Raw genomic sequence first — 22,288 nt, 5'->3', positions numbered from 1 at the left:
CGCGAACGGCGTTTTCTAAATCGCTGCATTTTCAAATACCGGTAAGTCCCAATCGCAACGTCATATTTTGTAATATCTTTATTGGTAATAATATTATTAGTAATAAATATATTACTTATATTTGTGAGGTAATAACGGTTGAAGATTATGGAGAACAAGCCTTTTATATTCGGCGTTGCGACCTCGGGCGATAACTTTACCGATCGGGAGAAAGAAACGGAACGCCTGTTGTTGAATTTCCGGCATGGTGTGAACACGGTGTTGATTTCACCCCGTCGCTGGGGTAAAACGTCTTTGGTACAGAAAACGTGTCGCCTGGCACAGTCCGATAAATTAAAGATCGTTTATATCGACATTTTTTCTTGTCGCAGCGACAGGGATTTTTACGATGCCTTTGCGTCTGCCGTTCTTAAACAAACCTCCTCGAAAGTGGACGAATGGTTGGAGAATATCAAATTATTCCTTTCCCGTATCAGCCCCAAAATTTCGCTGGGGCCGGACCCGATGACGGATTTATCCATATCGCTCGAACTGAATCCCAAGAGCAGCGACATCGACGAAATCCTGCAACTTCCCGAAAAGATAGCGCAGAAAAAAGGTTGTAATATCGTCGTTTGCATCGACGAGTTTCAGCAGATCGCCGAGTTCAAGGATTCCAAGACATTCCAGAAGCGGCTGCGTTCCGTATGGCAGTTGCAGAAATCGGTCTCTTATTGTTTGTTCGGCAGCAAAAAACATCTGATGAACGAACTGTTCGAGAAAAAGAGCCTGCCGTTTTACAAATTCGGCGACGCCATCTATTTACAGAAGATAGGAACACCGGATTGGACCGACTACATCTGCGGCCGTTTCGAGGCAACAGGCAAACAGATCTCGAAAGAGTTGGCCGAAAAGATATGCCAAAAAGTTGATAACCATTCTTCGTATGTGCAGCAGTTGGCATGGCTGGTATGGATTCATACGGACAAAGTCGCAACGGAACAGGATTTCGAGGAAGCCTATCAGGATATTATCGACCAGAACACGCCGCTGTTCGAGAAGCAGACCGAAAGCCTTACGACCTATCAGATGAATTTCCTGCGAGCCATTTTAGACGGAGTTCACAGTGAATTTACCACACAGGAGGTTTTGCAGAAATATCAACTCGGTTCGTCGGCCAATGTCAGCATCGTTAAGCGTGCCTTGGTTAAGAAAGAGCTTATCGAGATTGAAAAACGTCAGGTCATTATCCCCGATCCGGTAATGAAAGTGTGGTTGAAAAGAGAGTTGGGAATGTAAGATTGAAATAGTTGGTTCAGGTTCTTGTGCCGTAGTTATGCTTTCCTGTTTGGTATTCTCCTTACGATCAGGAGACTCGCTTCATACAGCCCCCACATGGGTAATGCAATCAGCGAAAGCGTGAAGACGTCCGAGGTCGGCGTAATAACCGCGGCGACTACAAGGATAATCACAATGGCGTGTTTGCGGTAACGGCGCATGAAATCCGCCGACAGGAAACCCAACCGGGCGAACAGCCACGAAAGCATCGGAATCTCGAAGACGATCCCCATCGCCAGGCACATCGTCACCAGCGTCGAAATGTACGAGTCGAGCGCGATGAGGTTATCCACCTCGCCGCTCACCTGATAGGTTCCCAGAAAGCGGAACGTCAGCGGAAAAATCAGAAAGTAGCCGACCAGCACCCCCAGGGAGAACATCGCGTATCCCCCTGCGACTACCCGCACGGCGTACCGCCGTTCATTATCGTACAATGCCGGGGAGACGAACCGGAACAGCCGATAAAGGATATAGGGCGAGGCGCACAGCACGCCGGCGCACAGGGCGGTCTTCATGTGAATGATAAACTGCTGCGCCAGCTCCGTATTGATCAACCGGACGGAAAACGGTTCCACAGCACCTCCTGCCCACGCCGCTATCCGACCGAACAGACGGTAGGTAACGAACCCGTCGTCTTTCGGCGCCAGCACGACGGCGAACAGCTCTTCCTTGAAAAAGAACGCCGCGATGCCGAACACAGCGGCTACGGCGGCGCTCCTGACGATCGCCGCCCGCAGTACGTCCAAATGTTCCCGGAAAGATTGCGTATCCGCCTCGGCAGCCATCGGTTATGCTTTCCGTTCGGGTTCTTTAATCTCCTTAACTTCTTCAATCTCTTTCTCTACGTTGTTCATCCCTTCCTTGAAAGAGCGAACGCCTTTGCCGATTCCCTTCATCAGTTCGGGAATCTTCCTGCCGCCGAAGAACAGCAGCACGACCAGGGCGATCAGCAGCACTTCCTGCATGCCGATTCCGCCGATAAACAGTGGGGTCATAATGTTTATTTATTTAGAGTGATCAAACGTAAATTCCAATCGGTTCTCCATTTCGTCGAATACCCCCAGTTCTGAAGTAACTTTCCCTATCGGAATAATCCGCATGGTCAGTTGCCCCATATCCGGATCGTCGGCTTTCGCGTAAAAGATGGCGATAGTGTTGTTAGAAGGACAATAGGTGATGTCACCGTTCTCGAAACGAAGCTGCCCCTCTTCAGTATCGGTCGGCTGCTGGGGCATAGTGCCGTAATATTCGCGGCCTCCATAACGTCCCAAAGTCGCAGTGAGCGGAAACATACCCCGAATCTCATTAGCTAACGGAGTGTCGAGCCATTCCCCGGTAAACGTATGCCCTCCGGCCGTAATGCGAACTGCTGCTCCCTGCGGTTCTGTACGTTCTATGCCGATTCGTCCGAGCCAGTCTTGTACCTGCGATTCAGCAGAAGGAACCTCCGATGCTTCGATGGCGATGCCTTCCAATACGGTAGATTGCGGACAAAGAGAACGGACGAGCCGGTAGCTCGCCTCGGCGGAACTGGTGCCGCTCGCACAGAACGGTACAACGGTTTTCCCCGAAAGGTCGTTCGTTGTCAAGAAAGTGCGGATGGGAGGGGCGACGGTTTCCACCCAGATAGGATAGCCGATGAATACCACGTCATACGAGGCGAGGTTTTCGATATGCGTCGTCAAGGGCGGGCAATATCCGGTGGCCACCTCTTCCCGCACTTGTGCCAGCAACGTGTCGTAGGCATCGGGGTAGGCATCGGCCGTTCGGATCTCCATAAGGTCACTCTTTACCGCATCATGGATATATGCGGCGATCGTTCGGGTATTGCCCGTATGAGAGAAATAGACGACTAACACTTTTTTGTCGCCCGAAGGTTCGACCGGGTATTCCGGGTTTTCGGACGGAGGCATACCCTGTAAACCCATTCGAGACTCTCCCGCAGAACAGCCCGTAACGGACAACATGCACCAAATAAAAATAAATAAGAGTTTCGTTTTCATATCTATTTATTCCTTTGATGCAAAAGTAAACACGAAGCCCCGCAACAACTTTGTTGCGGGGCTCAATCTGCTTTGCTCGAAAGCTCACCCGGTTATTTCAGTTTATCGTATTCTTCGTCCGTCACGGGTTCGAGCCATTCGTTGGAGGCGTTCTCTCCGGGAACCTCGAACGCCAGATGCGCGAACCAGCTGTCGGCCGCCGCCCCGTGCCAGTGCTTTACACCTGCCGGAATATGGATTACCGTGCCGGGCAGAATCTCCTGCGCGGGCTTGCCTTCCTCCTGATACCAGCCGCGGCCGGCCACGCCGACCAATATCTGTCCGCCGCCTTTCGTCGCCTTGTGGATATGCCAGTTGTTACGGCAGCCCGGTTCGAAGGTCACGTTGGAGACATTCACCTGTTCGCGTGAAATTGGGGCGAGGTAACTGTTGCCGATGAAGTATCGGGCGTATGCCGTATTCGGTTCGCCGATCGGGAAAATCATCCCGCGCTGGAAAGCGGCTTTGGCGTCTTCGCCGGCCGTATCTTCCGCCTATACGCCTTTGGCGAGGTTGAACGCTGCCCAAGCCTTCGGCCAACCGGCATAGAAACCGATATGGGTGATAATCTCGGCGATCTCGGTGCGGGTGATGCCGTTCTTCTTAGCCGACTGGAGATGGTAGACGAGCGAGTTGTCCGTAATGCCCTGACTGATCAGGGAGGTAACGGTTACCAGACTGCGGTCGCGCAGACCGAGTTTGTCGGTGCGGCTCCACACTTCGCCGAAGAGCACGTCGTCGTTGAGTTCCGCGAATTTCGGAGCGAACTCGCCGAGCTGGTCGCGACCGGCCATCTGTACGATCTTTTCCTGGGCCATAACGTTGAATGTTAGAATACTGAATGCAGAAATTAAAAGAATCCTAATCATAATCGTGGTTTATTGCTGCTTCATTAAATATTTCCTGAAAAAATCATCTATCCTATCGAACGGTATCACATCGAGATTGTCATACAAATCGACATGGTTGGCTCCGGGGATAATCAGTAATTCCTTGTGATTGCCCGTTAGTCGCTTGTAAGCATCTTCGCTGAAATAGCGGGAGTGGGCTTTCTCGCCATGAATCAAGAGCACGGCACTGCGGATTTCGCCGATATAGGCGAGCAGCGGCATATTGACGAACGACAATACGCTGGTCTTCGTGATTCCTTCGTTGGAGTTCGGGGAACGGCGGTGGTAGCCGCGTTCGGTTTTGTAATAGTTGTGATATTCCTTGACGAACTGCGGGGCATCTTCGGGAAGCGGATCAACCACGCCGCCGTCTCGTTCATTTTTACCCGTACCGTACTCTTTTGTACGGAGATCATTCAATTGCCGGCGGAGTGCGTAACGGGCATCCGCATGATCGTCGGCATCAAAATATCCGTTGGCTTTCACGCGGCTCATGTCGTACATGGTGGAGGTTACCGTCGCCTTGATACGCGGGTCGTTGGCCGAGGCATTGAGCGCGAATCCGCCCCAACCGCAGATACCCAGGATTCCGATGCGTTCCGGATCGACGTCCGCACGTGTTGTCAGATAATCGACCGCCGCACTGAAATCCTCCGTGCTGATTTCGGGCGAGGTAAGATAGCGGGGCGTGCCGCCGCTTTCGCCGTAATAGGAGGGGTCGAAAGCGATGGTCAGAAAACCTCGTTCGGCGAGCGTCTGGGCATAACGGCCCGACACCTGCTCCTTCACCGCACCGTAAGGACCGCTGACCGCAATGGCCGCCAGACGGTCCTGCGTATTTTTAGGTTTGTAAAGGTCTGCGGCAAGCGTGATGCCGTAACGGTTGTGGAACGTGATTTTCGTGTGTTCCACCTTGTCGCTCTGCGGAAAGGTCTTGTCCCATTCCTGTACTAATTCCAAAGCATTCATGTCTGTTAATTTTAGTGTCTCCTGTGCAGCGACATTCGCAATGGTCAGGAACGTCAGTAGGGCGATTGCCTGTAACTTCATAACCGAGTGATTTTTATAATGCGAAAATAAGACAGCAGCTTCGCTCCGCCGGTAGACAAATTACGGATTATACTACCCGATTTACCGATTTTTCATCGGCCCACCTGCCGTTGCTGTTCGGCATTATACCGATCTCCGACAACGGGAATGGCGGCTACGGCATCCTCCAACTCTTTCCATTCCTCAGTGCTGGTGCTGAAGTCGAGCGTGCGCAGGTTCTCTTCCAAATGCGAGAGCTTCGTCGTTCCGGGAATGGGGACAATCCACGGGGCTTTCTGCAACAGCCAGCCAAGAGCCACCTGTGCCGAGGTCATGCCGCGCGGACGGCCGAAGGCTTGCAGCACGTTCACGATGCGGGTGTTCGCACGCATGGCTTCGGGCTGGAAGCGGGGTAACGTCTGGCGGTTGTCGTTGTTCGCATCGAAAACCGTATATTCATTGATGCAACCTCCCAAAAAGCCGCGGTTGATCGGGCTGTACGGAACGAAACCGATACCCAATTCCCGACATACATCGAGAACACCGTTTTCCTCTACCAGACGGTGCATCAGGTGGTACTCGCTTTGGATAGCCGTCAGCGGACAAACAGCATGGGCTTTACGAATCGTCTCGGCGCTGACCTCGCACATACCCCAGCGTTGCACTTTACCCTCCTTCATCAGGTCGGCGATGGTCGATGCCACCTCCTCGGCCGGAGTGTTCGGATCGGCCCGATGCTGGTAGAACATCGGCAGCGAATCGAGTTTTAACCGGCGAAGCGACTCCTCGCAGTAACGGCGGATGGTTGCCGGGCGGCTGTCCTGACGACCTGTAGCCTTGCCATCGATGACTTCATGGCCGAATTTGGTGGTGACGTTTATTTTATTTCGGAACTCCGACAATGCCTCCCCGGTCAGATTCTCGTTGGTCAGCGGCCCGTAGATGATGGCCGTGTCGAAGAGCGTTACCCCGCGATCGACCGCTTCTTGCAGCAGGCGGATACACTGTTTCTTATCCGGATGCTGGCTGCGGTTGTAGGTCATGCCCATCACGCCGAAGCCGAGTGCCGATACCTCGAATGCTGCCCGTCCTGTTCCGAGCGTGCGGCAGGGCATTCCATCTTTTCCTTTCACGATCTTTTCTCCGTTCAGCACGGTTTCAGCCGCCTTGACTTTGTTGAGAGTGGGCTGTATGGTCAATGCCGCGCCCACGGCGGCTGCCGCTTTGAGGAATCCTCTGCGGCTGATACCTTCTTGCGTTTTCATATCTACTACTGTTGTGAGGGTTAGTGAATACTGAATGCTCCGTCTACCAAAAGTACGTGCCCGTCCACAAAACTGGCTTGCGGGGAACAAAGCCACAACACGGCATTGGCAATTTCTTCGGGTCTGCCGAGCCGCCCGGCAGGAATATCGCGAAGCAAATCGACTTCTACCTGCGGATTGCGTCGGATCAGCTCTTCTGCCATCGGAGTGCGGATAGCACCCGGACAAACCGCATTGATACGAATACCTTGTGCCGCATAGTCGATGGCCGCTGTACGTGTAAGCCCGATGACGGCATGTTTGCAGGCGATGTAAGCCGCCTGACCGGGGAAGCCCGTCACTCCGCCTTGCGACGAGGTATTGACAATCGCCCCGCCGCCCTGTTTCAGCATTTGGAGAATCTCGTAACGCATACAGTTCCATACGCCTTTCAGATCGACAGCTACTGTCCGGTCGAACTCTTCGTCGGTAATCTCGGCCATCGGTCGCTGCGGGGTTTGGATACCCGCATTGTTCAGGGCCGCATCCAGTCGTCGGTAGGTCGCCGCAATCCAATCGACCATCTCCTTTACGGCCTGCGTGTCGGACACATCACAGCGGTACGCCACGGCTTTATACCCTTCTGAAACTAACTTTCCGGCTTGTTCTTTCGGTTCATTGATATCCACCAATACGGTCGTTGCGCCTGCTTTGGCAAATGCTTCGGCCGAGGCCAGTCCGATTCCGGCTGCCGCACCCGTTACCATTACTACCTTTCCGTTCATAGTTCCCATAACTCTAATGTTTTATGTTCTGTCGGTAAAGGTAAAAAGGAAGCCCCGCAACGGCTTTGCTGCGAGGCTCAATTTGCTTTGTTCAGAAGGTCATTTTACCATGATGGAGCGACACCGTATGCCTCCTTGTATATTTTAGAGAAGTGCGACAGGTTCTTGAAGCCTACATCAGAACAGGCCTCTGTCACTTTCTTCTTTCCCGATTTTATCAAATCATGAGCAGCTTCCAAACGTCGCCTGATGATCCATTTCTGCGGGGTCAGGTCGCTGACTTTGGCGAAGTCGCGTTTGAAAGTTGCCAGACTGCGACCCGTGTAACTTGCTATCTCTTCCATTGAGAGGTCGCACATGTAATTTTCATTCAGGTAGTCGAGAATGTCGATCTTCCACGGTTCCACGAAATCGAACAGCGAGGCATAAAGGTTTATGTCGGTATTGAGTAGTACATAGACACCCTCTATCATTTTCAATTTCAGAATATCTTCACTCGGCTTTTCTCCCGCATCGAAATAGGGAATGACCGATTCGAACAACGAGCGGATGTCGGGTCGGTTGCTTGGCAGTACGCGCAGGCTGACTTTCTCCCGCCTGGAGTCGGCCGGTATTTGTTGTCGATTCAAAGTCTGGTAAAATTCTCTCAGAAAAGACCTTGAGAATTTCAGTACGACAGAACGGTACGGGTTACCGTCCTCGACTCTTTTCTGCAACCACATCCGATTGTCGCGCCGCATAAAGGCGCAGTCGCCCGGATGCAGGATAGTTTTCTTACCGCGCTCCTCTATTTCCAGTTCTCCGGAACACAGATAAATAAGCGTATGCTCCCTGTTTTCGTGGGCGCACCCCCTGTCATCGGTAAAATAACTCGCTATAAGCACGTTCGAGCAGTCGAATACATCTAATCTTTCCATATCGTCGACCTTTGATTTTTTGTAAAGGTAGCCAACTGCAACGATATGAGTTTTGTTGCAAGGCTCAAATTTTACTTAAAGGTTTTGTTTTTAGACTGACATATCATCGTACTACTCCGCCTCGTTGAAGCACCGGGCCATCCTTTCCAACCCGTCGGCAAGCAATGCCCGGGGGCAGGCGATATTCAGCCGGATGAATCCCTCTCCGCCGGGGCCGTACAGCGTACCGGAATTGACCATCAGCTTTTGCTGTTCTTGCAGGCGCAGGGTCGCGGCGTCCGAACCGAGACCGGATGCCCGGCAGTCTATCCAGACTAAGTAAGTCCCTTCGAGCGGCAGCACGGGATATTGCGGCAGCCTTTCAGCGAAAAAGCGGCAAAGGTATTCGTAATTCTCCCGCAGGTATTTCCGCAGGGCATCGAGCCATTCTCCGCCCTCGTTGTAAGCCGCCGTCGTAGCGATCACGCCGAACGGATTGACGTCGCACACTTCGTTGATATTGATGGCACGGTCGATGCGGCGGCGCACCTCCTCATCGGCCGCGACGATATTGGCGATTTGCAGCCCGGCGATGTTGAACGCCTTGCTCGGCGAAACACAGGTCACGGACTTTTGTGGGAAACGCTCGGAGAGGGAGGCAAAAGGCGTGTAGTCATGCCCCTCGTAGGTCAGCTCGCAGTGAATTTCATCCGCCACGACAAACACCCCGTTGCGCAGGCAGATGTCGCCGATCCGCCGCAGCTCCTCCGGAGTCCAGACCCGCCCGACCGGATTGTGGGGATTGCACAACAACAGGACTTTCGCTTTCGGGTCGGCCGCTTTCGCTTCGAGATCGTCGAAGTCTATCGTGTAGCTGCCGTCCCGGTAAACGAGGTTGTTGGCAGAGAGTTCGCACCCGTCGTTGCGAATCGACGAATAGAAGCAGTTGTAAGCTGGGGTCTGAACGATGACCTTGTCGCCCGGTGCGGTCAGGGCTTTGATAATGGCCGACAGTGCCGGGACGACACCGCTCGTATAGACGATCCACCGGGGATCGATCCGCCAGCGATGACGGCTCTCGAACCACCTGACGACCGCATCGTAATAGGCTTCGGGCACTTTGGTATAACCGAAAATGCCGTGTGTAACCCGCTTTTGCAAAGCTTCTATAATAGCAGGTGCGGTACGGAAATCCATATCCGCCACCCACATAGGCAGTACATTTTCCTCTTCGGGAGTGTCCCATTTGTAAGAGTTCGTCCCGCGACGCGGGATAATCGTATCGAAATCGTATTTCATAACTTATCTTTTTACGCGTAATTTATAAATCCAGTTACCGCCCCACAACCTCGTAAGGAAGATTATGCCCCGGAAACAAAGCTCGATGCACATGGCGAGCCACACGCCGCGCAGTCCCATCGTGGGGGCGAGCCATGCCGCCAGCGTCAGCCGCACGCCCCAGATGCTGCCGAAGTTCATCAGGCTGGGAATGAACGTACTTCCGACACCTACGAAAACACCGTAGGCAACGATAGACGCTGCGAACATCGGCTCGGCGAAGGCTTCTATCCGCAAAATTTCGATTCCCAACGTGCGGATATCCTCCACGGGCGTCATTACCCCGATGATTTGCGGGGCCGCCGCATACATCAGCGCCCCCATAACGCCCATGATCGCCATTCCCGACCAGACGGTCATATTGGCGAAACGACGGAGCAACCGGATGCGGCCCGCTCCGAGGCTTTGGCCGACCAGCGTGGTGGCAGCCTCCGAGATGCCGTAGCCGGGCATATAGCAGAGACTCTCGGCGATGATGGCGAACGAGTTGGCGGCAATGGCGACGATGCCGAGCGGTGCAACGATCACCGTCGTTGCGATCTGCGCCCCGCAAATGGCCATGTGCTCGAATCCCATCGGCAGGGAGATGCGGACAGCTTTGCGCAGCGTCTCTTTTCGGGGTAGGAAACTACCCCGTTCTCCGGACAGTTTCAGCATGGGCGAACGACGGCAAAGATACCACATCATCCCACCGGCGGCGATGAGTTCGGCCAATACCGTTCCCAATATCGCGCCTTTCACACCCAGACCTGCACCGGGAGCGGTAAATTCCATTCCTAACCAATCCACTTGCCGCGAGGGGAAAATCAGGAAAAAATTAAATATTACGTCCAGCAAACACATCAGCACGTTCAGCATAGCTGGCACACGCATATTCCCGCTGCACCGCAACATGCCGCCCGCCAGGAAATTCAACTGCAAGGCGGGCAGGAAAAGAGCAAAGATCCGAAAATAGAAGGACGAATCGCTCCGTATCGCCTCGTCGCCGCCTAACCAGCCTGGAAGCATGCCGCTGATGGAAATGCCGACCGCCGCCAACAGGGAGCTGAAAACAAGCGTGGCCGCAACCGACTGGCGGAGTATCTTTTTGGCTCCCGCGAAATCTCCGGCTCCGATCCGGTGCGCTACCTGAACGGAGAACCCCGTCGCGGCGGCTGCGCACAATCCCCAAAACAACCATGTGGTGGTTGAAACCAATCCGATGGAAGCAGCGGCATTCGCGCCCAGGCTGCCCACCATCGAGGCGTCGATGTACTGCATGGCAATCGAGGACACCTGCGCCATGATGGCCGGGACGCTAAGGTATGCAGTCAGGCGTAACTGCTGCCTCAGCGTCATGGGCTTCCCTTCGCGGATCAGCGATAACAGGTAATCTGTCTTTCCCTTTTTTATTCCCATCAAGTTATTTACAAGGGTGTCAATCGGTAAAACATGTTTTCTCGTCCCAAAGTCTCAACTTGCAGTCAGCGGGAGCCTTGATATTCTCGTCGAGGATAATCTTCCCATAGCTCTCGGCGGTGATACAGCCCGTTCGCGGATTCTTCACTCCGCCTATTGCGCCTTTGATGGTCGCCTGCACCGAACTGTACTCGAAAGCCCGGTCGCAGTCGGGGCCGAAGGTACAATTCTCCAATACGAGGTCATGAGCATAGCAGAGTGGCTGCTCGCCGGTAATGTGGCAGTTCACCAAACGAAGATTGTGCGAATGCCAGCCTAAGTATTCGCCGTTCAACTCGGAATCGTAGATTGTCACATTTTCCACCTCCCAGAAGGCGTCTTTCGTGGTGATTTTGGCATTGCGCAGCTCCACATTCTTCACATACTGGAAGACGTATTTGCTGTCGCTCTCCAGTCCGTCGATGCGGATATTGCTGCTGAACATAAACGGATAAGTGCCGCCATGCAGTTTCAGATTTTTGATGTCCAGATTATTGCAGCGCCAGAACACTTCATCGGCGTCGTTGATCTCCACGTTTTCGATTTCGATATCGTGCATCTCGCGGAACATCTTGGGGGCGTCGATGCGTGTGTTGGTCATTTTCAGATGGTCGGAGTACCACAGTGCCGATCGCCCGCCGACATCGAAGAAGCAATGGTCGATAACGAAACCGTGCACGTGCCAGAAAGGATAGTTACCTTCAAAAGTACAGTTGAAGGCTTCAATGTTGCTGCACTCTTTGATAGCCGACTCTCCGGCACGGATGATTACGTTCTCCAATCGCAGATCGTGCGATTCGAACAAAGGCCGTTCGCCTCCGAACTCCGTATTCGATATTACTTTCATACTTTTCTTACTTTTAATTATATAATTCATATTCAACTTGTAACAGCGCAAAAATATGAAGCTCTCTCCATAACAACTTTGTTTCAAGGCTCAAACTTCTTTGTTCTGAAGTTCATATTGCAATGATGAGATAATATTTTATCTCTTTGATACAAAAATAGATAGTCCCTGATATATGTTTTGTATACAAATTCTCGGTATTCATACCCAAATTACGGATTATACTTGTTGCCTATTCCTGCACGAATAACATAAAACCTATTTATAAAGAAGTGATGCCGGTAGTAAATGAGTGGTCTCCGAGAACGTGTAATTTCTATATGGCTATTTTCCATATTGATCACAAACAAATAATTCATTTGATCAGTTCGATTAGCAGGCACATCCTGTTTTTGCAAAGTTTTTCACTTCATTTGAATCGTCATATATCTTATTATCAATATTATACATTTTTCAAAAGGGCAAAAAACTTTTTGATTTCCGGAGCAGGGCTTTTGTGAAACCGTACTTTTCAGGGAAAAACATATATACATTTGCCCTCGGAAACGCCGCATACCGCGGCTATTAATAAACCCTTAAAACACATACACCATGAACAAACTGTTGATCTGCGCAACGGCGCTGTACGCCTTTGCCTCCTGCACCAAACAGGAACCCGTTCCCACTCCTCCCACGGCAGAAGGCAGCCGGGTTACCGTATCTTTCACCAGCGCCCCCGCCACCCGCGCCTTCTTCGGTGCCGACGCCTCCGCCGAGGTATGAGAGAAAACGTTGTCCTCGCTGTCCGTCCTGGCCTTCGACGCGAGCGGCAACCTGATCGTGCAGCGTAACTTCACCGCTTCCGAGATTGAAGCGAAAAAGGCCACCTTCGCCCTGCCGGAAAGCTCCTCCGGGACCACCGTCAGTTTCTATGCTATCGCCAATGCCACCCTCGGCAGCATTACGACCAAAGCCGAACTGCTCTCCCTGGTCGAGAACTCCGCCGCCGACTATAACGGCCCTTTCGCCGAAGTCAGTGCAAAATGCAAACGAAACGGCGGTTTTCTAATGACCGGCAGCCAGTCGCGGGAGATCGCCGCAGCAGGAGCCTCCACCGACGTGACCATCGCTTTACAGCGTACCGTCGCCAAAGTAGCCGTCCGCACCTCCCTCTCGTCAGACTTCGCCTCGAAATATCCCGGTAAAGTCCGTATCAACACCGCCGCCATCTCCAAAGCGGCCAGCCGGACCCCCTATTTCGGAGGTACCGCCGCTCCCGGAGCCATGACCTTCGGCTACACGCAACCCTCCGGCGAATCGTCCGGTACCTATTCCAACCTTTTCTACCTGTTCGAGAACGGTCCCCTCGCCGCCGGCAGCCGGGTGCTTCTGACCCTCGACGGCATATACGACCGCGACGGCAACTTCGGCACGACCGACGATCAGACGCCCGTCACCTATACCGTAGAACTGACCGGAACCGCCAACGGACAGCTGCTGCGTAACGGCTACTACCGAATCGCCATCGACGTGTCCGGCCTTACCGGACAGGACATTACGGCGACCGTCACCGTAGCCGACTGGCAGACCCCCGTGACCCAGACCGTCAGTCTCGGCCAATAGTCCCGTGCCGGCTATCCAATGCGGAGCCGGGCTGTTTCCGGCTTCGCTTTTCTCTAACCATCTATTTACACACAATCATGAGAAACCGTTTTTTTATTCCGGTATGAATTCTTACTCTCGCTCTGCTGTCCACCTCCTGCCGGGAAGAGCGGGTCCGACAGTCCGATAACGGTCATACCCGTACCGCCAACGTCACCCTGACCTTCACCGCCCCGGCGCTGGAGATCGTAACACGCACCCTGAATACCGCACAGGAGCAAACAGTAACGGACATCAATCTGTGGTTATACCACCGGGCCATCCCCGACGCAAACTACCATCTTTACCTGACCTCGACGGGCAGCATGCCCCTGTCGATCGTCGGCGGCGAATACGACTACTACGCCGTGGCGAACATCGGTAAAGACCTCGGTATGCTCAGGCCCTCCGAAGCCTCCGCATACACCGCCCCCATTGCGGCGGAAAGCGATCTGGAAAAAGATTCCCGCCTGTTGATGTCCACGCGCGGCACCATGAATGCCTTGCAAGGAACCCGGATTCCGATCACCCTGTCACGCTGTTCCGCCCGTCTGGAATTTACACTTGACGTCAGCGCCGCAATGGCCTCGCAAATCACCGTCACCAATATACAGGTGATGAACGTGCCCTCATCCCTGCGGATATTCGGCGACAATCATCCCGCCGACCTGGCCGGATATTTCGATTACGCCTCCCGGCCATACCAGTCCGGTGCGCAGCATGTCTTTTACCTGCCGGAAAATACGGCCGGTTCCAATACCGCCATTACCGATCCCCGGAACAAAGACAAGCACAACGCCCCCAAAGGAGTGACCTACATACGGATCAGCGCCGCCACCTCCGCCGGCCGCGTGGAGTATTACATCTTTCCCGGAGCCAACTCCACCTCCGATTTCAACGTGCGGCGCAACAACCGCTATGTCATCTCCGCCACGATTACCGGACTGAACAGTATCGATACCCGGATGTCCGTCACACAGATGAACGCCGAAGGGTGGGCCTCCTCCTACACGACCGGCTCGACCGCCAACGGACGGCTGAACATATTCTGTACGAACAATCCCGACAACTGGATCGATCTCTCCTACACGCTCACCGAAGGCGGGACGCTGCTCATCGACGGAGCCAGCCGACCGGCCGGACAATTTTTTCGGGTTATGACCGGAAGCGGCTCCGTCACACTCCCCGTCTCTTATGTCCGGCACAGCGCCGGCAATACCAGCGTACAGTTCACCCTGCGCGACCGGTACGGCTGTCAATTAAACGCCTCGCTCTCGACAGCGTATAAACTGCCGTACGAATCTATGCGGGTTACGTGGGAACCGTGGGCGGCGCAGCTGGATTACTACGATACCGGTACCGCCCGTTTATCCATTTCCGAATCCGGTTATACAGGCAATTTCGATGTCACCTGCCATATTTCCGGACCGGCCGTCCTGTACCAAAACAACCGCCGAATATTCGACGGCGAAACTGTCAGTCTCGCCGCCGGTTCTCATATTTTCGAACTAAGTCCCCGCGGGAACGGATCCGTTACTACCGCATTTACGGTCAAAGACAGCAACGGGCAGAGCACGTCCCGGACTATGCAAACCGAAATCAGCGGCCAGCCCGACTCCCTGCTTCGCTCGGTATACCTGCCCTTAGAAAACGGCCGTCGCGGCTTAAAATAATACCGGTATGAAAAGAGCGATCCTATTCCTGGCTTTATGCCTGCTATGCGGTTTTTCGTACCGCGCAGAAGGTCAGTATTACGGAGTGCGCGTCAATGCGCTGGCCCTGGCGAGCGGAACGCTGAATGTAGGTTTTGAAACCTCCCTCGGCAACCGGCACACCCTCGATCTGTCCGTCTACTGAAATCCTGTAAAGACCGACGGCCTCCAGCTGAACCTGCTCGGCCTGCAGCCCGGTATCCGCCATTGGTTTTACGAAACCTATGCCGGCCATTTCCTGTCCGCCTATCTGACCGCAGCCCGGTACGACATCGGCAATGCCCGGCTGCACCACAAAGGCTGGCTGGCCGGGATCGGTGCCGGTTACGGCTACTCATGGCTGCTGGCCAAACGATGGAACCTCTCCGTAGAGGCCGGCATCGGCCTTTATTATCTGAAAGACCGCGATCTGCACCGCCACGTGCCCTGAACCTCCGACGAACATATCGGACACAACCGCCGTCTGGTTTTCGGTCCCGGCCGCTGCGAAATAGCCTTTACCTATCTTTTTTAACCCTGTAAACTCTTACCGTTATGAAACGATCGACCGGCCTTTGGGCCTTATTAATATTGATGTGCACCTCCTGCGCCAAATTCGCGGAACCCACTCCCGACCAGGAAGAGACGGCTGCATGCCGTTTGACACTCTCCCTGGCGGTTCCGGAACCGGAGACGATTACCCGCGCTCTTAACCCCGAAGCAGAAAAAAGCGTATCCGACCTGAACCTCTATCTGTTCAGCGACGCCGTGGACAAACATTACTTCATCTCGCCTTGCGCCTCGTCCGTCATCCTCGACATACCTTCCGGGAACTACGAACTGTTTCTGGTCGCCAATATCGGAGACGACCTCGGTACGATGACCCGCCAACAGCTCGAAACATACCGCTACCGGATCGCCGCAGAGGAAGATTTGGAAAAGAACGGCAGACTGCCGATGTATGCCCGGCAAACGGTTACGGTGGAGCATGATATGACCCTGCCCGTTACCCTGACCCGCCTGACGGCCAAAGTGGAAATACGCTGTACGGTAGCCGAACAGGCCGGCGCCTTAACCCTGAATTCCATGCAAGTCAAGTCGGCTTCGGCCGACGTTCTGCTGTTCGGAAAAAACAGAGCCGCCGGCAGCGTCGTCGATTACGCTGTCCGCACCCTCTCGGGCAGAGAGAGCGTACAGACCGCCTACGTGCTGGAAAATTGTCAGGGAGTTAATTCCTCCGTCACCTCGCAGGACCTCAAAGATTCCTCCCATGCCCCTCAGAACGGCACCTACGTGATTATCCGGGGTTCCTACGCTGAAAAGTCAGTTACCTACCGGATCTATCTGGGGGAAAACAATACCTCCGATTTCAACGTCCGGGAAAACCGGCACTACGTGCTGAACGTGCTGATATACGGAGCTAACCCGGGCGACTGCCGGGTCTCTGTCATGGAAATGGACATCGCTCCGCTCGACACCCAGTATACGATAGGGAGGCAAGCCGTCACGACTCTGACCCTCGCCAACCCGTCCGAGCCGGACAACTTTTACATGCTGACCTTTCACTCTGAAAACGCCCGTGTGAGTATTGACGGCAGAAACTATACCGACGGCGAAACGATCCCTTTGCTGAGCGGCACCGGTAACCGGCAAGCCACCATTGCGCTCGACGGGATGCAGCCGGGGAACGCCTCGGTCGTATTCACCGTAACCGACCGTTACGGCATACAATTCCATAAGACAGTCTCCACCCGATTCGTATCGGGCACGCCGATCATCATTACTTCGACGCCCTTTTCCAGTCCATACACCAATACCGTATCGACCTTCGAGGTAGCCTTCAGCGAAGCCGGCTATACCGGCGACTTTACCGTCAAACTGACTCCCCAGACCGAACCGCCCGGCGCTTTCACATTCAACGGCGAGAACCTCGAATACAATTTTGTCCGGACCGTAGCTCCCGGCACCTATCCGATGACTTTCAACGCGGCGAATTTCGTCGGTAATGCCATATTATGGATCAACGTCAGGGACAGCAAAGGGCAAAGTAAAAATTATTCGGTCGTCCAGGCGATCAGCGCCGCAAAAACAGCCGCACAACATACGAAAAAGAGGTAAGCCATGAGAGTGAACGTATATGGATGGGCCTTAACCGTACTGGCCCTTGCCACCTCCTGTTCCGTCACGGCTCCCATCGCCCGCAGAGGTTATAACGCCACAGCGGTCCATACGCCCCGCACGATACGGGAACAGCCGAAAAACAACGCAGGGAACGGTTATTTCCTGAACAGAAAAAGCGACGGTACGAAAGAATATTTCATACCCGCGAAAGTGATCGACGGCGAACGGATGATGTGCCTGACCCTCGACGAAGTAACTGTCGTCGCCCGGTCGCGTAGCCTGCCCGAACGAATGGGCTGTGTGAATGTGGACTTTATCGTGACTATGCCCAAAGGGCTTCAGGGAAACGGCCGTACTGTAACCGTCACCCCCGTACTGCATCGTAACGGCCGGAGAATCCCCCTGCAGGCACTGGCCATCCGGGGCGGTCTCTTCGCCGGCGTGCAGGAGCGCGACTACTGGCAATACGGCCGGTTTCTGGACAGATTCGTTCCGGACAGCCTGCGGGCGGTTCGGGCATTCCGCCGCTTTGTCCGATACCCTTATCCGAAAAACGTGCGGCTCGACTCCATCGTAGCGCATGCCGCCGACATTAGCTGCCATTATACGCAGAGCGTACCGACCGCAGAGGCCGGGAACCGGCTCCGGATTACCCTCGAAAGCTATGTGACGGGGCTTGACGGCAGCCGCATCGATTTGCCTGCGTCCGATACACTGGAATACGTTATCTCCTCCATGATCTCTTTTGTCGATACCGCCACGAGATACGTGAACCGAGTCGTCGAAAGATATGCCGAAGTCGAAGCCCGGCACCGTCTGGCTTTCCAAGTCGGCGACACCTGCATACTCGACATCCCCGGGGACAACCGTATCCAGCTTGAACGTATCGGGGCCCTGATGCAGCGCATTACGGAACAGAAGGAATTTCATGTCGATTCGATCGTGCTGACCGCCTCTTCGTCCCCGGACGGAGCTTTCGGTCGGAACGGCGAGCTTGCCAGAAAACGCGCCAAAGCGTTGCGCAGCTATCTCTGTTCGCGGTTTCCGGACAGCGGAGCGGACACGCTGATCCGCATCCGGTGGGTGGCGGAAGACTGGCCCGAACTGGCCCGGCTGATCCGAAACGACCCGGGAATCGGAGGGCGTGAGAAAATATTGCATTTATGAACGCAGATTCCCGAACCCGACCGACGGGAGGCGGAACTGCGCCGGAGATACCCCGCGCAGTTCCGGTATATCCGGGACGAACTCTATCCGCGGTTGCGTACAGTCGGTCTGCGCTACTCCCTGAGCCGTGTCGGTATGATACGCGACACGATCCATACCGCGGAACCCGATACGCTCTATGCGCGGGGAGTTACTCTGTTGCAGCAGCGCCGATATACCGAAGCTGAGCGCATCCTTTCGGGATATAAGGACCGAAATACGGCAGTAGCATTGCTTTCGCTGGGGCGCAACCGGCAAGCGTACGACATCCTGTGCACGCTTCCGCGCTCGGCAGTGACGGAATATCTCACCGCAATCGCCCTGGCCCGGTTGGAACGCCGGACGGAGGCTATCAGCGCTTTCGAGAGGGCCGCAGCACTCGACGAACGCATGCGGTACCGGGCCGGACTCGATCCCGAACTGAATGACTTACTTAAAAACCGATAACGCTATGAAAAAGCTGATGATTGTCTCCGCAGTCTCGTTGCTGGCAGCCTGTTCTGCCGTCGATAAGAGCGATTTGGAGATTCGACAGAAACCGACCCTTACGCTCGGTTACGCATACCTGAACGACGCAGGCGAAAACACCACCGCGCAGGAGATACGGTGACTGGATATTTTCGTTTTCGACCCAGGCGGCCATTATCTCAAGAGCATTCATGCCGAAAACGGCCCAATCGCTGCCTCCGGCAGCCTCACCCTGTTGGAAGGGGTACCTGCCGGGGATTATTCTGTTGTCAGTTTCGCCAATGCGGAACGCAGCGCGTTCACTCCGATGAGCGCCGGGGTATCGACCCTCGACGACCTGAAAGTTGTTCTGGATAACGGTACGTCCCACGATACGGGCGATCCGTTGTTTCACCATTACGGACACTTCCATGTACAACGCGGCGATCCTGTCGTTATACCCGTCCTGCTCGACAAATGTTATTACCGCATCGACCTGACCGTCAGCGGAGCCGAAGCGGCCGAGGATTTTACGGTTACCTTTCAGGGAGCATCTTCCGGTATAGACTATGCCGGCGAGACGCTGGCCGAATCAGTCCTGTACCGGCCTCCGTTAAAAAAGACCGAAGAAGGGATACATACCGGTACGCTCTGCCTTCCCCGTTTCGGCGATGACAGCAGCGTGACAATGATTCTTGCCAGCGGAGCACGGAAGCTGGCCGAAATACCCCTTTCGGAATACCTGCGAAACGGAGACGTACCGATCGACCTGACAGCAAAAGACGTAATCATCCCCATAGAGGTCCATGTTCGTACTGCCGCAGTGACCGTTACAGTCAATGAATGGGCCGAAGGGGCGTTACAGATACCTATTGTCGGACACTAAAAACAACATACGATGGGAAAACTGACAGATAAAATCAAAAAGACGTTCTGGAATTTCTGGAATTCCATACCGATGAGCGTATATGTCGCCCTGGACGAAAACGGAAATCCTGTGGAGATGGCCCGCGGCGACGGCCCGACCTCCCCGAATATGAGGGGCCGGGAACAAGACGATTATAAATATTTTGTCCGGAGGCTCGTCAAACGCTATGGCCGCGGCGACCACATTCCGGATTTTCAGTTCGTGCGGTTCGATTTTCCGAACCAATGAAAAGTTCCGCTTTCAGGCGGGAACATAGTCCGTTATTACCAGGATAAACTGTTGCCGGCAGCCGGGAAACAGCACGTGGAAGCGGATAAGCGGATCAGCCTGCGCGATGCCGTTTTCATTATCAAATCCGGCCTGCCTTTGTTCGATGCGACTACCGAACACGGCAGGCTCGCCCGCCGCAAGGATTACAAAGAGTATATCGCCCATAACGAACAGGGCCGCTGGAAAGAGTTTATGCAGGAGAAAGGAAGCAAGTACACAGCCGTGGCGACCGATCGGGGCGTCATGCTTTTCTCGCAGACGCGGATAGGCGAAAAAGCCCTGCACACCTATCTGCAGGAGTGTGCGGATAACTATTTTCACCCGATGAAGAGCACGGGCATGTTGAGAATCTACGAGGTCAGCTCTCCTACGGCGGACGTGGCGGCAAAGGCCGACAATTATATTGACCGCCTTTCGCGCCGCGATCAGCGTTCGGACAGTGCCGGACTGCGTTATTCCCGTTACGGGGCCTATCCGGACAAGATGCTCTCTGCGGATGTGCTGATCGGTGCAGTCTGCACGGAAAAATACGACATGCGGCCCGACTTCCACGATTTCGACCGATTCACCGGCGACAACGCCCTGAAAATCGACCGGAAAAACTACGAGATCGCCACACTGCTCTATATCGCCGAAAACGGATTTGCCGACCATCTGGCAGCCGATTATTTCCACCCGTTCGACCGGATGGCCGACTTCCGGCCGCTGGCGGAAAAACTCGGCGATACCATGCGGGCAAAAAGCGAGAATCCGCAGTCGGAACACGACTTCGGATATGCCGCCCTGCAACAAGAAGCCAAAGCGCTGGCCCGCGATATGCTCGAAAGCGACTATCATATCCGCGACGGGGAATTTGCATTGGGACAGTCCGCCGGCAAAATGCTCCCGTCCGTACCTGCTCTCAGGCAGCAGCCGGTACTGCGGTCGGCAGAGGCGCCTGCTCCGACGAACCGTCCGACGATGAAACCGAGCGGTACGGTCGCTCAGCAACCGGTGCGGAGGGTCCCTTCCGTCAAATCCTCACGCGGCAAAGGGCACAGCGTTTCTTAAATCCTTTTAACGACGACAATGGAAACGAAAGCAAAGCCGGACGATACGCAGCCGGGCAGCCTGTATATGACGTTAAACCCGTTTTATCAGCCTATGTTTATAGCGGACGATACGGCCCGGTACGGTTTCGGAGAATTTATCCGGGACAACGTGACATTCTACTGTACGGATCGGAAATATCTGCCCGATTACTGACTGTTCCGCTGCGATCTGCCGGACAAAAATCTGATCCCTCCTATGGAGCGGTCCGATATGGACGGTTATCCGGAAAAGATTGCCGGAATCATGAGGAAACGGGGTCTGGGGCCCGCCGATGCGGTACGGCTGCGCGATGCGGCTTTCTGCATCGAACACGGTATCGATCCGCTGTCGGAAGCCGGCAGGCACCGCGCATTATTGAATAATCCGGATTATACGGCCCATGCCGACCGATACGGGACGGGGATTCATGTGATCCGCTCCGGGGAGGCGATTTTTCCGACCTGAACGGCTGTGGAAAGTGCCGAAGGGGTTCTGGTGTTCTCTGTCCGCGATCAGGCGGCGGATTGGCTCCAATATCAGGCCGACCGCTTTTTCGATCAGGATTTTCGGAGCGATACGCTGCGGATATGGGATCTGCCGGCCTGGGACAGAACGCTGCTTACGAAGATGGTGCCTGTCGACGTCCGGATGGATCGGATGCCGGCGGCGGAAAGGTTTGCCGGTACGGATGTCCTGTGCGGCGGTATCTGTTGGGCGGAATACGATATGGCGCCGAGCCTGGGAAATTTCACTGCCTTTCTGAACTCGGCCCGGCACGGTCCGTTGAAACTGAGCGGGCCCAACCGGAAAATCGCCAATTTGTTATACCTGAAAGAAAAAGGAGAGCTGCCGCTGAATAATCAAAACCTCAATTGGGCGGCCTCTATGGTAAAGACATTTACCGGGAAAAATTTGCGAGAACATTACTCGAGGCAGGAATTAAAAAAACTGTCTTCCGTTCTGCTGCACCGGATGTTTCCCCGGATCCGTTCCGGCAGTTCGGCTGACGATCCAACCGGGCATCCGGCACCGGCTGTAAAAGGCAAAACGCTGCGTGCCGTTCCGTCCATCCGGCCGCGGGCAAGTAAGCGTTCGCCGGGCATTTAACA

At 54.3% G+C, this 22,288-nt stretch carries 24 protein-coding genes and 2 pseudogenes; 15 read left to right on the top strand and 11 right to left on the bottom strand.

Annotated features, from left to right (window positions below; genetic code table 11):
* Positions 1-147 precede the first annotated feature (147 nt).
* The gene (locus RIKMI_RS0112055; protein ID WP_027291831.1) at positions 148-1,278 is read left to right on the top strand and encodes an AAA family ATPase; all 1,131 of its coding nucleotides are present in this window, start codon (positions 148-150) and stop codon (positions 1,276-1,278) included.
* Positions 1,279-1,313: 35 nt separating this feature from the next.
* On the opposite strand, the gene tatC is transcribed toward RIKMI_RS0112055, so the two are convergent.
* The 11 genes and pseudogenes from tatC to RIKMI_RS0111995 all read right to left on the bottom strand — a co-directional run bounded on the left by tatC (position 1,314) and on the right by RIKMI_RS0111995 (position 11,825).
* Positions 1,314-2,102 carry a twin-arginine translocase subunit TatC gene (gene tatC / locus RIKMI_RS0112050; RefSeq protein WP_027291830.1) on the bottom strand — a complete coding sequence of 263 codons (789 nt, stop codon included), beginning with the start codon at positions 2,100-2,102 and terminating at the stop codon, positions 1,314-1,316.
* Between the two features lie 3 nt (positions 2,103-2,105).
* On the bottom strand, positions 2,106-2,315 hold the full coding sequence (tatA, locus tag RIKMI_RS0112045) for a twin-arginine translocase TatA/TatE family subunit (protein ID WP_027291829.1): 210 nt from the start codon (positions 2,313-2,315) through the stop codon (positions 2,106-2,108).
* Between the two features lie 6 nt (positions 2,316-2,321).
* The gene (locus RIKMI_RS0112040; protein WP_037291964.1) at positions 2,322-3,320 is read right to left on the bottom strand and encodes a flavodoxin; all 999 of its coding nucleotides are present in this window, start codon (positions 3,318-3,320) and stop codon (positions 2,322-2,324) included.
* Between the two features lie 92 nt (positions 3,321-3,412).
* Positions 3,413-4,228: pseudogene (locus tag RIKMI_RS14705) on the bottom strand (carboxymuconolactone decarboxylase family protein).
* A gap of 9 nt (positions 4,229-4,237) precedes the next feature.
* Positions 4,238-5,299: an alpha/beta hydrolase gene (locus RIKMI_RS0112025; RefSeq protein WP_027291825.1), complete on the bottom strand. Its 1,062-nt coding sequence runs from the start codon at positions 5,297-5,299 to the stop codon at positions 4,238-4,240.
* Positions 5,300-5,391: 92 nt separating this feature from the next.
* Positions 5,392-6,543 carry an aldo/keto reductase gene (locus tag RIKMI_RS0112020; RefSeq protein ID WP_027291824.1) on the bottom strand — a complete coding sequence of 384 codons (1,152 nt, stop codon included), beginning with the start codon at positions 6,541-6,543 and terminating at the stop codon, positions 5,392-5,394.
* Positions 6,544-6,563: 20 nt separating this feature from the next.
* Positions 6,564-7,316: an SDR family NAD(P)-dependent oxidoreductase gene (locus RIKMI_RS0112015; RefSeq protein WP_027291823.1), complete on the bottom strand. Its 753-nt coding sequence runs from the start codon at positions 7,314-7,316 to the stop codon at positions 6,564-6,566.
* Between the two features lie 95 nt (positions 7,317-7,411).
* A complete protein-coding gene (locus RIKMI_RS0112010) occupies positions 7,412-8,224 on the bottom strand; it encodes an AraC family transcriptional regulator (protein WP_027291822.1) in 813 nt (270 codons plus the stop codon).
* Positions 8,225-8,335: 111 nt separating this feature from the next.
* Entirely contained in the window at positions 8,336-9,502 is a 1,167-nt protein-coding gene (locus tag RIKMI_RS0112005) for a MalY/PatB family protein (protein WP_027291821.1), read from the bottom strand.
* A gap of 3 nt (positions 9,503-9,505) precedes the next feature.
* Complete coding sequence (locus tag RIKMI_RS0112000) at positions 9,506-10,939, bottom strand: MATE family efflux transporter (protein ID WP_027291820.1); 1,434 nt, start codon at positions 10,937-10,939, stop codon at positions 9,506-9,508.
* A 19-nt stretch (positions 10,940-10,958) separates the two neighbouring features.
* Positions 10,959-11,825: a DUF3737 family protein gene (locus tag RIKMI_RS0111995; protein WP_027291819.1), complete on the bottom strand. Its 867-nt coding sequence runs from the start codon at positions 11,823-11,825 to the stop codon at positions 10,959-10,961.
* 591 nt (positions 11,826-12,416) lie between these two features.
* On the opposite strand from RIKMI_RS0111995, the gene RIKMI_RS15200 reads away from it, so the two are divergent.
* From RIKMI_RS15200 to RIKMI_RS0111925, 14 genes and pseudogenes are all read left to right on the top strand, one after another.
* Complete coding sequence (locus tag RIKMI_RS15200; protein WP_169715525.1) at positions 12,417-12,587, top strand: hypothetical protein; 171 nt, start codon at positions 12,417-12,419, stop codon at positions 12,585-12,587.
* Between the two features lie 9 nt (positions 12,588-12,596).
* On the top strand, positions 12,597-13,427 hold the full coding sequence (locus tag RIKMI_RS0111985) for a FimB/Mfa2 family fimbrial subunit (RefSeq protein WP_027291817.1): 831 nt from the start codon (positions 12,597-12,599) through the stop codon (positions 13,425-13,427).
* Between the two features lie 344 nt (positions 13,428-13,771).
* A complete protein-coding gene (locus RIKMI_RS0111980; protein ID WP_027291816.1) occupies positions 13,772-15,118 on the top strand; it encodes a DUF4906 domain-containing protein in 1,347 nt (448 codons plus the stop codon).
* Positions 15,119-15,125: 7 nt separating this feature from the next.
* Positions 15,126-15,587: pseudogene (locus tag RIKMI_RS15195) on the top strand (DUF3575 domain-containing protein).
* Between the two features lie 104 nt (positions 15,588-15,691).
* Positions 15,692-17,254 (top strand): DUF4906 domain-containing protein, encoded by a 1,563-nt coding sequence (locus tag RIKMI_RS14450; protein WP_084135296.1) that lies wholly within the window; start codon positions 15,692-15,694, stop codon positions 17,252-17,254.
* A gap of 3 nt (positions 17,255-17,257) precedes the next feature.
* Positions 17,258-18,424, top strand: a complete 1,167-nt coding sequence (locus tag RIKMI_RS14095) for a hypothetical protein (RefSeq protein ID WP_115356414.1) — start codon at positions 17,258-17,260, stop codon at positions 18,422-18,424.
* Positions 18,425-18,559: 135 nt separating this feature from the next.
* Positions 18,560-18,910, top strand: a complete 351-nt coding sequence (locus tag RIKMI_RS14955; protein ID WP_115356415.1) for a hypothetical protein — start codon at positions 18,560-18,562, stop codon at positions 18,908-18,910.
* 4 nt (positions 18,911-18,914) lie between these two features.
* A complete protein-coding gene (locus RIKMI_RS14950) occupies positions 18,915-19,073 on the top strand; it encodes a hypothetical protein (RefSeq protein ID WP_156877469.1) in 159 nt (52 codons plus the stop codon).
* Positions 19,074-19,796, top strand: a complete 723-nt coding sequence (locus RIKMI_RS0111950) for a FimB/Mfa2 family fimbrial subunit (RefSeq protein WP_084135295.1) — start codon at positions 19,074-19,076, stop codon at positions 19,794-19,796.
* 12 nt (positions 19,797-19,808) lie between these two features.
* Positions 19,809-20,066, top strand: a complete 258-nt coding sequence (locus RIKMI_RS0111945; RefSeq protein ID WP_027291813.1) for a hypothetical protein — start codon at positions 19,809-19,811, stop codon at positions 20,064-20,066.
* Between the two features lie 75 nt (positions 20,067-20,141).
* The gene (locus RIKMI_RS14090; protein WP_147288463.1) at positions 20,142-21,158 is read left to right on the top strand and encodes a DUF6047 family protein; all 1,017 of its coding nucleotides are present in this window, start codon (positions 20,142-20,144) and stop codon (positions 21,156-21,158) included.
* 18 nt (positions 21,159-21,176) lie between these two features.
* Positions 21,177-21,353, top strand: a complete 177-nt coding sequence (locus RIKMI_RS14945) for a hypothetical protein (protein WP_156877468.1) — start codon at positions 21,177-21,179, stop codon at positions 21,351-21,353.
* Positions 21,354-21,395: 42 nt separating this feature from the next.
* Entirely contained in the window at positions 21,396-21,644 is a 249-nt protein-coding gene (locus tag RIKMI_RS0111930) for a hypothetical protein (RefSeq protein WP_027291812.1), read from the top strand.
* Between the two features lie 6 nt (positions 21,645-21,650).
* Positions 21,651-22,286 (top strand): DUF6047 family protein, encoded by a 636-nt coding sequence (locus RIKMI_RS0111925; protein ID WP_027291811.1) that lies wholly within the window; start codon positions 21,651-21,653, stop codon positions 22,284-22,286.
* Positions 22,287-22,288 lie beyond the last annotated feature (2 nt).

The organism is Rikenella microfusus DSM 15922, assembly GCF_000427365.1.
Classification (GTDB): Bacteria; Bacteroidota; Bacteroidia; order Bacteroidales; family Rikenellaceae; genus Rikenella; species Rikenella microfusus.
This window is presented reverse-complemented; position numbering and strand designations above follow the sequence as displayed.

What these genes read in the sequence shown, in the direction of transcription:
- RIKMI_RS0112020 (WP_027291824.1), bottom strand. Translation starts at nt 6,543, where the DNA reads ATGAAAACGCAAGAAGGTATCAGCCGCAGAGGATTCCTCAAAGCGGCA.
- RIKMI_RS0111930 (WP_027291812.1), top strand. Translation starts at nt 21,396, where the DNA reads ATGGAGCGGTCCGATATGGACGGTTATCCGGAAAAGATTGCCGGAATC.
- RIKMI_RS0112015 (WP_027291823.1), bottom strand. Translation starts at nt 7,316, where the DNA reads ATGGGAACTATGAACGGAAAGGTAGTAATGGTAACGGGTGCGGCAGCC.
- RIKMI_RS0111995 (WP_027291819.1), bottom strand. Translation starts at nt 11,825, where the DNA reads ATGAAAGTAATATCGAATACGGAGTTCGGAGGCGAACGGCCTTTGTTC.
- RIKMI_RS0112005 (WP_027291821.1), bottom strand. Translation starts at nt 9,502, where the DNA reads ATGAAATACGATTTCGATACGATTATCCCGCGTCGCGGGACGAACTCT.
- RIKMI_RS0111980 (WP_027291816.1), top strand. Translation starts at nt 13,772, where the DNA reads ATGCCCCTGTCGATCGTCGGCGGCGAATACGACTACTACGCCGTGGCG.
- RIKMI_RS0111945 (WP_027291813.1), top strand. Translation starts at nt 19,809, where the DNA reads ATGGGAAAACTGACAGATAAAATCAAAAAGACGTTCTGGAATTTCTGG.
- RIKMI_RS15200 (WP_169715525.1), top strand. Translation starts at nt 12,417, where the DNA reads ATGAACAAACTGTTGATCTGCGCAACGGCGCTGTACGCCTTTGCCTCC.
- RIKMI_RS0112000 (WP_027291820.1), bottom strand. Translation starts at nt 10,939, where the DNA reads ATGGGAATAAAAAAGGGAAAGACAGATTACCTGTTATCGCTGATCCGC.
- RIKMI_RS14955 (WP_115356415.1), top strand. Translation starts at nt 18,560, where the DNA reads ATGATACGCGACACGATCCATACCGCGGAACCCGATACGCTCTATGCG.
- RIKMI_RS14945 (WP_156877468.1), top strand. Translation starts at nt 21,177, where the DNA reads ATGGAAACGAAAGCAAAGCCGGACGATACGCAGCCGGGCAGCCTGTAT.
- RIKMI_RS0112010 (WP_027291822.1), bottom strand. Translation starts at nt 8,224, where the DNA reads ATGGAAAGATTAGATGTATTCGACTGCTCGAACGTGCTTATAGCGAGT.
- RIKMI_RS0112055 (WP_027291831.1), top strand. Translation starts at nt 148, where the DNA reads ATGGAGAACAAGCCTTTTATATTCGGCGTTGCGACCTCGGGCGATAAC.
- RIKMI_RS14950 (WP_156877469.1), top strand. Translation starts at nt 18,915, where the DNA reads ATGAAAAAGCTGATGATTGTCTCCGCAGTCTCGTTGCTGGCAGCCTGT.
- tatC (WP_027291830.1), bottom strand. Translation starts at nt 2,102, where the DNA reads ATGGCTGCCGAGGCGGATACGCAATCTTTCCGGGAACATTTGGACGTA.
- RIKMI_RS0112040 (WP_037291964.1), bottom strand. Translation starts at nt 3,320, where the DNA reads ATGAAAACGAAACTCTTATTTATTTTTATTTGGTGCATGTTGTCCGTT.
- RIKMI_RS0112025 (WP_027291825.1), bottom strand. Translation starts at nt 5,299, where the DNA reads ATGAAGTTACAGGCAATCGCCCTACTGACGTTCCTGACCATTGCGAAT.
- RIKMI_RS14095 (WP_115356414.1), top strand. Translation starts at nt 17,258, where the DNA reads ATGAGAGTGAACGTATATGGATGGGCCTTAACCGTACTGGCCCTTGCC.
- RIKMI_RS14450 (WP_084135296.1), top strand. Translation starts at nt 15,692, where the DNA reads ATGAAACGATCGACCGGCCTTTGGGCCTTATTAATATTGATGTGCACC.